The following is a 9,056-nucleotide window of genomic DNA, read 5'->3' as shown; positions in this document are numbered from 1 at the left end:
GGCGGAAAAAGTTTGGCCGGGCGTCAGGAGGCTTGAGTGCTGGGCGCGGATAATCGGCGAGCGGAAGCCTGAAGCTGTGTAGCTGAGGCGGCCCTAACCCCAGTCCTCTCCTTGGGGAGAGGGGATCAAAGGGCACGGCGGAGACGTTGCAGTAGTGCCTGTCGGGCAGGTGCTGCTTGAGGCCTGCAAGAGCACAAGAGCCACCACAGCCCGGCTGCGCCGGGCTGTGGTGTGTGAAGCGCGGCACAGGACTGTCGTAGGTTGGCGCTGAGCGCCGCGAAGCTCAAGGAGGGAGGTCCGCGCTGAGCGCTTGGGGCCATGGCGGTCCTCTGATACGGCCGTTCCTACCCAGCTTCATACCGCCAACAGCGTAGGCTGGATTGAACCCGCGAAGCTAAACGTTCCTGGCTCCCTGTACGTCTCAGAGCTCTGGAAAAATGGCTAGCAGGGCAATTCCGATTAACTGTTCGAGTCCCGAGTGCGCGCTACAGATACGGTGCCTATGCAGAGCTAAGCCGCTCGAGATCGCCCACTGCGGCCGGCCAGCAATCCAGCAAAGCCACTGGTAACCTGACCGGGAATGATTCTGATCCAGTACATTTTCCTTAACCTTTTCGGTATACAATGCCCAATGGCCTTAGGCCGGTAGGCAAGGGGTGCGAAGCGTCGTACCCCTTTTTTCTTTGCATGATCAACCAAATTTCTAGCGTGGCCTAGGATCCTATCCCTTGAACGTTAGGATCTGCGGACAGGTGTTTAGGTGACGCAAGCGATGAAAGCGCAAGCGAAGGGGATTCGATTTTGATCAAGGTGCTAGTTGTCGACGACCATGACCTTGTTCGTACCGGTATCGTGCGGATGCTGGCGGATGTAACAGGAATCCAGGTCGTCGGCCAAGCAGACAGTGGCGAAAACGCACTGATGCTGGCCCGTGAACTCGAGCCGGATGTCGTCTTGATGGATGTCCGGATGCCTGGTATTGGTGGGCTGGAAGCTACGCGCAAGCTCTTGCGCAGCCGTCCCGATCTGAAGGTTGTCGTGGTTACGGCCTGTGAGGAAGACCCCTTTCCGACTCGCCTGCTCCAGGCCGGCGCTGCAGGGTATCTGACCAAGGGTGCTGACATCGAAGAGATGATCACCGCCATCAAGCAGGCCTTTGCCGGCCGGCGTTACATCAGTGCGCAGATCGCCCAGCAGCTCGCCTTGAAGCCCTTCCAGTCCAAGGCAGAAGCGTCACCCTTCGATCAGCTGTCCGAGCGTGAGATTCAGATCGCGCTGATGATTGCCGGTTGCCAGAAAGTCCAGGTCATTTCCGACAAGCTTTGTTTGTCACCCAAGACCGTTAACACCTATCGCTATCGGATCTTCGAGAAATTATCGATTACCAGCGATGTCGAATTGGCCATGTTGGCTGTTCGCCACGGCATGGTAGATGCAACGAGTTGATATGAGTCAATCTTTCGATGCTGCGGCCTTTCTATCTGGTTGCAGTGGACGTCCGGGTGTCTACCGGATGTTCGATGAGGGTGGCAAGCTCCTCTATGTAGGTAAAGCCAAGAACCTCAAGAACCGCCTTTCAAGTTACTTCAGAAAGACCGGCTTGGCGCCCAAGACGGCTTCCATGGTGTCCAAGATCGCCCAGATCGAGACCACCATCACCGGCAACGAGACCGAAGCGCTCCTGCTGGAACAAAACCTCATCAAGCAGTGGCGTCCGCCCTACAACATCCTGTTGCGGGACGATAAGTCCTATCCCTACGTCTATCTCTCCACGGAAGATAAGTATCCTCGGCTGACCATTCATCGTGGAGAGAAAAGAGGGAAGGGACGTTATTTCGGGCCCTATCCCAGTGCCGGTGCCATCCGTGAAAGTCTCAATCTCCTGCAGAAAGCCTTCCAGGTGCGCCAGTGTGATGACAACTACTTCCGCAATCGCACGCGGCCTTGTCTGCAATACCAGATCAAGAGATGCAAGGGACCCTGTGTTGCGCTGGTGAGTGAGCAGGAATATGGCGAGGACGTTCGCCATTCCGCCATGTTTCTCGAGGGGCGCAGCAATGCCCTGGCCGAAGAGCTGCAAGTCAAGATGGAGAGTGCCTCGGTCAATCTGCAGTTCGAGCGCGCCGCCGAGCTGCGTGATCAGGTCGCCTTAGTCAGGCGTGTCCAGGACCAGCAGAGTATCGAAGGTGGCACCGGCGACGTCGATGTCATAGCGGCGCTCGTCAACCCGGGCGGTGCCTGTGTCCACCTGGTCAGTGTCCGCGGTGGTCGGGTACTGGGCAGCAAGAATTTCTTCCCAGAGGTGGGAATCGAGGAAGATTCCAGCGAAGTGCTGGCCGCCTTCCTGGAGCAGTATTATCTCGCCTACCTGGAGCGGGATCTGCCGGACGAGATCATCGTCAATTCCGTCCATGAGGACTTCGCTACCCTGATCGACGCCTTCGCCGAAGTCCACAAGCGGCAGTTGGTCATCGCTCATCGCGTACGCGGGACCCGGGCACGCTGGCAGCAGCTGGCAGTAACCAATGCGGAGCAGGCGCTGAATACGCGCCTGGCCAATCGGCAGCACATGGGTGTACGTTTCGATGCCCTGGTCCAGGCGCTGGATCTACCCGAACCGCCGCAACGACTGGAGTGTTTCGATATCAGTCACTCCAGTGGCGAGGCGACCGTGGCGTCCTGTGTGGTCTTCGGGCCGGAAGGGCCACTCAAATCGGATTATCGTCGCTATAACATCGAAGGCGTGACAGCCGGCGATGACTATGCGGCGATGCATCAGGCGCTGACGCGTCGCTTCAGTCGGCTGAAAGCGGGCGAGGGCAAGTTGCCTGACATCCTGCTGGTGGATGGCGGCAAGGGTCAGTTGGCCATGGCCCGTGAGGTGCTCAGGGAGCTCGCCGTGCCGGATCTGGTCCTGCTTGGGGTTGCCAAGGGTGTCACCCGCAAGCCTGGCCTCGAGGTCCTCTATCTGGACGATCCTTCCAACGAATTCACCCTGCCGGCTCATTCGCCCGCACTGCACCTCATCCAGCAGATCCGCGATGAGGCGCACCGTTTCGCGATTACCGGGCATCGCGCGCGTCGCGGCAAGGCGCGCAGAACATCCTCCCTGGAAGAGGTCGCCGGTATCGGGCCCAAGCGTCGGCAGGAGCTCCTGAAGCACTTTGGTGGACTCCGCGAATTGCAGCGCGCCAGCATCGAGGAAATTGCCAAAGCGCCCAGCATCAGCAAAAAGCTGGCCGAGCAGATTTATGCCGCCTTGCACAGCGAGTAGAATCGCCTCACGTTCACCAACAGCCGCGCCAATGAATATTCCAAATCTGCTTACCGTACTGCGCGTCTTCCTCATTCCTCTGTTCGTCATCCTGTTCTACCTGCCAGTCCACTGGAGCTACTGGACCGCCAGCACCGTCTTCGCGATCGCCTGCGCGACCGACTGGCTGGATGGGTATCTGGCGCGGCGCCTGGGGCAGAGCACGCCCTTTGGTGCCTTTCTGGATCCGGTAGCGGACAAGCTCATCGTTGCCGTGGCCCTGGTATTGCTCGTGCAGGAGCATGCCAACGCCTGGCTGACGCTGCCCGCGGTCATCATCGTCGGGCGCGAGATCGTCGTATCGGCGTTGCGGGAATGGATGGCCGAGCTGGGTGCCCGCGCCCAGGTCGCGGTCTCCAATCTGGGCAAGTGGAAGACGGCGGCGCAAATGCTGGCCCTGGTCATCCTGTTGGCCAATCCGCCGCAGATGACCTTCTGGGTCATTAGCGGCTACGCCTTGCTCATCGTCGCGGCGGCGCTGACGCTGTGGTCCATGTGCACCTATCTGATGGCGGCCTGGCCGCATCTGATGAGCGCCGAGAAAAAGAAATAAGTTTTTGAATCAATGGCTTGACATGAAGGGTGGCTCAGATAGAATGGCGCCCGTCACCAAGCGGGAATAGCTCAGTTGGTAGAGCACGACCTTGCCAAGGTCGGGGTCGCGAGTTCGAGTCTCGTTTCCCGCTCCATGTTTTACATGAGTGTCGCAAGACATTCAGGTTTGAGGCCGGGTGGCAGAGTGGTCATGCAGCGGATTGCAAATCCGTGTACGCCGGTTCGATTCCGACCTCGGCCTCCACTATTGAAAGCCCCGTAGATCCCTGGTCTACGGGGCTTTTCATCATCCAGGGATGTGTGAATACTGGATCAGGTTCCACGAATCCATTTGTCTGAGGGTTCGGTTCTGCCCGAGTGGTGAAACTGGTAGACACAAGGGACTTAAAATCCCTCGACTTAACGGTCGTGCCGGTTCGATTCCGGCCTCGGGCACCATCCAAATGAAAAGGCCACTCAAGCATGAGTGGCCTTTTTCGTTTAGGCGGGAATCGTCCAGTAGGGGGTTTCGTCCGCGTCGCGCTCGATGCGTGAGCGGCTGTCGAGGATGAAGGCTTCGAGCATGGCCGCGTCGAGCAATTCGGTGCGTGCGATGGGGCGATTGAGTACCGACTGACCGCTACGAGAGAAGACCTCGACATCGTAGGCACGTTGATCTCGCGTGGAGATCACGCAGCGCAGGGGTTCGAATCCGCCTTTCAGGGTGTTGAAGGCGCTGGCGAGTTCGACATAGAGGGTCATCCGGAAGAGCTTCCTGTTCAAAGGTGGCACTGTGACAGCATTGGCTGCTACAGGGTTTCACCTTTGCAGAAACGTGCCGTCATATCGCGATGCTAGTCGCAAAATTCCGGCCCTGCTTTCGGAGTTTTATTGCCAGCCTTGCAGCCAGTATTCTGCATCCTGCAACTCGTGCCAGTCCAGCGTCCAGGTGCGACGAGTGAGAACGGCTTGTATATCTATCTGCGAGATGGGATCGGTCTCGACTTCCGGGGTATGCACCCGGGTAACGATGAAGTGCTTCTGCCGTTCGCGCGGCTGGACGGCCGTCCATTTGCTGAGCAGCAGCTTGTTGGGATTGATCTGGCGCTGCTTCATCCCTGCATGGCCTCCAGCAGCGGTGCGCTGCGATAGCGCTGCAGCAGGGCTTCCAGGTTGCGATCGGGCATGGCGTGAGCCCTGAGCGCCGTGATGGTGCGTTCGACGTACTCCAGGGTGGTGCCGAAATGGCCGCAGGCTTCGGTCAGGACGCGATTGAGGATGTCATCGGGCAGGCTGCCGGCATAGCAGGGGAGATTGCGTTTCAGCACAAAGCCGAGCGCCTGGACCTTGCTACCGTCTTCCAGGTGGCATTGCAGCCAGCGAGGACGGTAGGAGCCATCCGGCATTTCGCGCCTCCAGAGGGCCAGCAGATGGTCGTCCAGCTGGTCATCGGGCAACTGGTAGGCGAAGCCCGAGCAGGAGCCGCCGCGATCCAGTCCCAGTACCAGGCCGGGTTGTTCGGGGGTGCCGCGATGTAGCTGGGACCAGAGATAGAGGCCGCGGTGATAGCCGTGCACCCGCGCCCGGCGAACGTCGACCGCGGGGCACTCGGGCCGCCAGATCAGCGAGCCGTAGGCGAACAGCCACACCGGGCCGGGTTGGCGTTGGGCCAGGGTGGCCTCCAGAGAGGCTACGAGTTCCGGATGGGTGAGCGGAGTGGCGGGCGCCAGCTTGGGGGGATAGGAATCGTGGATGCTGGGAGAAATCTGTCTGTGCATATGTCGCCTGGTCCTCAACCGCTGGAGCTGCCAGGTCTAGGAACCCGGCACTAAGATCCTAACGAAAGTCCGGGAAGAACTCCTAGACCGTTCGTGCCCATCTTTATGACGCCTGGTTAGGTTGCAGCGAGAACCATGCCAACGCCTGGGCAAAAAACGCCAGACGAAAAAAAGCCCGACAGGTGTCGGGCTTGGAGTGGCGCGTCAGATCGATCAGGCGCTGGTGCGGATCAGGTGATCGAAGGCGGCCAGCGAGGCCTTGGCGCCTTCGCCCAGGGCGATGATGATCTGCTTGTAGGGTACGGTGGTGACGTCGCCCGCCGCGAACACGCCGGGCAGGGAGGTCTGGCAGCGCGCGTCCACTTCGATCTCGCCACGTGGCGAAAGCTCCACGGTGCCCTTGAGCCAGTCGGTGTTGGGCACCAGACCGATCTGTACGAAGACGCCTTCCAGGTCGATGTGGTGGAACTCGCTGGAATTGCGGTCCTTGTAGACCAGGCCGTTGACCTTTTGGCCGTCACCCTTGACTTCGCTGGTGAGCGCGCTGGTGATGACGGTCACATTGGGCAGGCTGAACAGCTTGCGCTGCAGCACGGCGTCGGCACGCAGCTGGCCGTCGTACTCGATCAGGGTCACCTGGGCGACGATGCCGGCGAGGTCGATGGCTGCCTCGACTCCCGAGTTGCCGCCCCCGACCACGGCGACGCGCTTGCCCTTGAACAGGGGGCCGTCGCAGTGCGGGCAGTAGGCTACGCCGCGGTTACGGTATTCCTGCTCACCCGGCACGTTCATCTCACGCCAGCGGGCACCAGTGGCAAGGATCAGCGTCTTGGCCTTGAGCGAGCCGCCATCGGCGAAGCGTACCTCGTGCAGACCGCCAGCTTCGTGGGCTGGAATCAGCTGCTCAGCACGCTGCAGGTTCATGATGTCGACTTCGTACTGCTTGACGTGCTCTTCGAGCGCCATGGCCAGCTTCGGGCCTTCGGTCTCCTTGATGGAGATGAAGTTTTCGATGGCCAGGGTGTCCAGTACCTGACCACCAAAGCGCTCGGCGGCGACGCCGGTGCGGATGCCCTTGCGCGCGGCATAGACGGCTGCTGCAGCACCAGCGGGGCCGCCACCAATGACCAGGACGTCGAAGGCGTCCTTGGCCTTGAGCTTGTCGGCGGAGCGGGCGGCCGCGCCGGTGTCGAGCTTGGCGACGATCTCTTCCAGGCCCATGCGGCCCTGGCCAAAGGGTTCGCCGTTCAGGTAGACGCTGGGCACGGCCATGATCCGGCGGCGCTCGACTTCGTCCTGGAACAGGGCGCCGTCGACGGCCACGTGCTTGACCCGGGGATTGAGCACGGCCATGAGATTCAGGGCTTGCACCACGTCCGGGCAGTTCTGGCAGGACAGAGAAAAATAGGTTTCGAACTGGTAGTCGCCGTCAAGGGCCTTGACCTGTTCGATGACGTCCTGGCTGGCCTTGGACGGATGACCGCCGACCTGGAGCAGGGCCAGGACCAGGGAAGTGAATTCGTGGCCCATGGGCAGACCGGCGAAGCGCAGGTCGATGTTCTGGCCAGGGGTCAGCAGGGCGAAGGAGGGACGACGCTCATCGCTGCCGTCGGTGCTGAGGCTGACCTGATCGGACAGGCTGGCGATATCCTGCAGCAGACTGTGCATTTCACGGGACTTCGCGCCATCGTCGAGGGACGCGACGATCTCGATGGGGCGCGTGACGCGTTCGAGGTAGGTCTTGAGCTGGGCTTTCAGATTTGCGTCCAACATGGCGACGTGGCTTCCGTAAAAAATGGGCAAAAAAAGAGCGCGCGGGCAAGGCGCCCGGGCGCTCGGGCTAGATCAGGCGGGCGTTAGATCTTGCCGACCAGGTCCAGCGAGGGGGTCAGGGTCGCTTCGCCTTCTTTCCACTTGGCCGGGCAGACTTCGCCCGGGTGGTTGGCGACGTACTGGGCGGCGCGGACCTTGCGCAGCAGTTCGCTGGCATCACGGCCGATACCGTTGTCGTGGATCTCGCACAGCTTGATCTGACCTTCGGGGTTGATCAGGAAGGTGCCGCGCAGGGCCAGGCCTTCTTCTTCGATCAGCACTTCGAAGTTGCGTGCCAGGCGAGCGGTGGGATCGCCTACCAGCGGGTAGTTGACCTTCTTGATGGCTTCCGAGGTGTCGTGCCAGGCCTTGTGCGCGAAGTGGGTGTCGCAGGACACGCCATAGATCTCTACGCCCAGCTTCTGGAACTCGGGGTACAGGTCAGCAAGGTCTTCCAGCTCGGTGGGGCACACGAAGGTGAAGTCAGCCGGGTAGAACACGATGGCGGACCACTTGCCCTTCAGATCGGCCTCGGTCACCTGGACGAATTTGCCATTGTGGTAGGCGGTCGCGGTGAAAGGCTTCACTTCGGTGTTGATCAGGGACATTGATGACTCCTTGATGGGTTTAAGTCAGGGTTGAAATCGATAGGACGCATACTAATCGCATTTTGACGATTCACCTCATTGTTAAAGGCGATGCTGGCGATTAGGCGCCTCTATCGGATACTACAGGTCATGAGCGAAATCAGTACCTTAGCCAGGTCTCAGGCAGCGCCCAGGGCTTTGACCGTGGCGGGATGCTGACCCCATTCGCTCCAGGACCCGTCATAGAGTCGGCCATCCGGAAAGCCGGCGACACTGAGCGCGAGCAGCAGCACCGTGGCGGTGACCCCACTGCCGCAGCTGGTGATCACCGGATGCAGGCCATCGATACCCAGGGCCTGGAAGCGCTGGCGCAGCTCTTGGGGTGGCAGCAGGGTGCCGTCTTCGGTCAACAGGCTGTCGTAGGGCAGGTTCTGGCTGCCGGGCATATGACCGGAGGCCACCCCCGGGCGCGGCTCGGCGATCTCCCCGGTGAAGCGCTTGGCGCCGCGCGCGTCGAGTACCTGGGTCTGGCCTACGCTGAGCGCGGTCTGCACATCGCCCAGGCCGCAAAGCAGGCGGTTGTTGAAGATGACGGGGTAGGGTGGCTGGGGGCTGGGCGGATTTTCACCGGCCTCCAGCGGCAGGCCCTGTTCACGCCAGAGCGGCAGGCCGCCATCGAGCACCATCACCTGGTCATGGCCGAACAGGCGGAACAGCCACCAGGCCCGGGCGGCGGAGAAGAGACCCTTCTGGTCGTAGACGACCAGGGTAGTCTCCGGGGTGACGCCCAGTTCGCCGGCCAGGCGGGCGAAGCGTCCGGCGCTGGGGACCATGTGCGGCAGCGCGGTGTCCGGGTCCGAAAAGTATTCGATGTCGAAGCGCAGGGCGCCGGGGATGTGCTGCTGCCGATAGGTCTCGTCAGCGACCTGGGCCTCGTTGGGCAGATAGAGACTGGCGTCGAGGATCAGCAGATCCGGGCGGCCGAGGTGCTCGTGCAGCCAGGCGGCGGTGACCAGCGGGGAAGCGATCATG

The 9,056-nt window shown here is 61.0% G+C and carries 9 protein-coding genes and 3 tRNA genes; 6 read left to right on the top strand and 6 right to left on the bottom strand.

The annotated features are described in order from the left end of the window. The first annotated feature begins 801 nt into the window (after positions 1–801). From gacA to PVZ77_RS10565, 6 genes are all read left to right on the top strand, one after another. The gene (gacA, locus tag PVZ77_RS10590; RefSeq protein ID WP_158895839.1) at positions 802–1,446 is read left to right on the top strand and encodes a response regulator transcription factor GacA; all 645 of its coding nucleotides are present in this window, start codon (positions 802–804) and stop codon (positions 1,444–1,446) included. Between the two features lies 1 nt (position 1,447). Beyond that, positions 1,448–3,274 (top strand): excinuclease ABC subunit UvrC, encoded by a 1,827-nt coding sequence (gene uvrC, locus PVZ77_RS10585; protein ID WP_273807510.1) that lies wholly within the window; start codon positions 1,448–1,450, stop codon positions 3,272–3,274. A gap of 31 nt (positions 3,275–3,305) precedes the next feature. Continuing rightward, positions 3,306–3,866 (top strand): CDP-diacylglycerol--glycerol-3-phosphate 3-phosphatidyltransferase, encoded by a 561-nt coding sequence (pgsA, locus tag PVZ77_RS10580; RefSeq protein ID WP_133861891.1) that lies wholly within the window; start codon positions 3,306–3,308, stop codon positions 3,864–3,866. 60 nt (positions 3,867–3,926) lie between these two features. Beyond that, positions 3,927–4,002 (top strand) — tRNA-Gly (locus tag PVZ77_RS10575). Between the two features lie 36 nt (positions 4,003–4,038). Then, positions 4,039–4,112, top strand: a tRNA-Cys gene (locus tag PVZ77_RS10570). A 107-nt stretch (positions 4,113–4,219) separates the two neighbouring features. Continuing rightward, positions 4,220–4,306 (top strand) — tRNA-Leu (locus PVZ77_RS10565). A 42-nt stretch (positions 4,307–4,348) separates the two neighbouring features. On the opposite strand, the gene PVZ77_RS10560 is transcribed toward PVZ77_RS10565, so the two are convergent. The 6 genes from PVZ77_RS10560 to sseA form a co-directional block, all read right to left on the bottom strand. Next, entirely contained in the window at positions 4,349–4,609 is a 261-nt protein-coding gene (locus PVZ77_RS10560; RefSeq protein WP_158897001.1) for a hypothetical protein, read from the bottom strand. A 126-nt stretch (positions 4,610–4,735) separates the two neighbouring features. Further along, on the bottom strand, positions 4,736–4,963 hold the full coding sequence (locus tag PVZ77_RS10555) for a TIGR02450 family Trp-rich protein (RefSeq protein WP_273807509.1): 228 nt from the start codon (positions 4,961–4,963) through the stop codon (positions 4,736–4,738). Continuing rightward, positions 4,960–5,625, bottom strand: coding sequence for a gamma-glutamylcyclotransferase (locus tag PVZ77_RS10550; protein WP_273807508.1), 666 nt, complete (start codon positions 5,623–5,625; stop codon positions 4,960–4,962). Before PVZ77_RS10550 ends, PVZ77_RS10555 begins: the two co-directional genes overlap by 4 nt. Positions 5,626–5,838: 213 nt before the next feature. After that, positions 5,839–7,398 carry an alkyl hydroperoxide reductase subunit F gene (ahpF, locus tag PVZ77_RS10545; protein ID WP_158897004.1) on the bottom strand — a complete coding sequence of 520 codons (1,560 nt, stop codon included), beginning with the start codon at positions 7,396–7,398 and terminating at the stop codon, positions 5,839–5,841. 83 nt (positions 7,399–7,481) lie between these two features. Next, positions 7,482–8,045, bottom strand: coding sequence for an alkyl hydroperoxide reductase subunit C (gene ahpC / locus PVZ77_RS10540; protein WP_007161854.1), 564 nt, complete (start codon positions 8,043–8,045; stop codon positions 7,482–7,484). Between the two features lie 158 nt (positions 8,046–8,203). Further along, positions 8,204–9,055, bottom strand: a complete 852-nt coding sequence (gene sseA, locus PVZ77_RS10535) for a 3-mercaptopyruvate sulfurtransferase (protein WP_273807507.1) — start codon at positions 9,053–9,055, stop codon at positions 8,204–8,206. Position 9,056 lies beyond the last annotated feature (1 nt).

This window comes from Pseudomonas sp. SHLD1 (assembly GCF_028640935.1).
GTDB lineage: Bacteria > Pseudomonadota > Gammaproteobacteria > Pseudomonadales > Pseudomonadaceae > Chryseomonas > Chryseomonas aestiva.
This window is presented reverse-complemented; position numbering and strand designations above follow the sequence as displayed.